The 557-nt window shown below is 77.0% G+C and carries 2 pseudogenes; both read left to right on the top strand.

The features are described 5' to 3' along the window. Positions 1–243: pseudogene (locus ACYVE9_RS30400) on the top strand (hypothetical protein); the annotation flags it as partial. A 118-nt stretch (positions 244–361) separates the two neighbouring features. Next, positions 362–557 (top strand): annotated as a pseudogene (locus ACYVE9_RS30395) (protease); the annotation flags it as partial.

Below are 557 nucleotides of genomic sequence, written 5' to 3'. Positions count from 1 at the left end.
GCCGCGCGTACCGCTCTGCCCCCGGCTGCGCCCCGCCCCCAGCTGCTGCGCAGCCCGGACGGTCTGGCCATCGGGCCTGTCGCGGTGCGGCTGAACACGCCGTTCCCGTCCTCGGGCCTGCTGTCCCCGCCGCCGCTGACCAGGTCCGCACACCCGGTCGCGTACGACATGCGGCCGCCGCCGAACCCCGCCCCCGGCCCCAGCCCGGCCGGCGGCAACAGCCCGGTGGGTCTCGCGCCCTGACGGCTCGCCGGGCGTTGTGACCGCGGTCCGCTGCGCGTCGCCCCCGTCACCTGGTTGAATTCAGCGCAGCGAGGCAGCCCGGTCCCGGGCGCGAGGGCGAAGTGTGGGGAATCGGGAAATGGACGACGCGAAGACCACCGGGATGAAGCCCAAGTGGTGGAGCCGTCCGCACCGGCCCGTGGACGGTGAGCAGCCGCCGCAGGCACCCGCGGCCAGGCCGGACGAGGAGCGCGCACGACCCCTGCACGGCGAGGACCCGTACGGCACACCGCCCTACGGCGGCCCCGGCCCGTGGGCGCCGGCGCCTCCCGTCC

The sequence above is a fragment of the Streptomyces sparsus genome (assembly GCF_054776295.1).
This window is presented reverse-complemented; position numbering and strand designations above follow the sequence as displayed.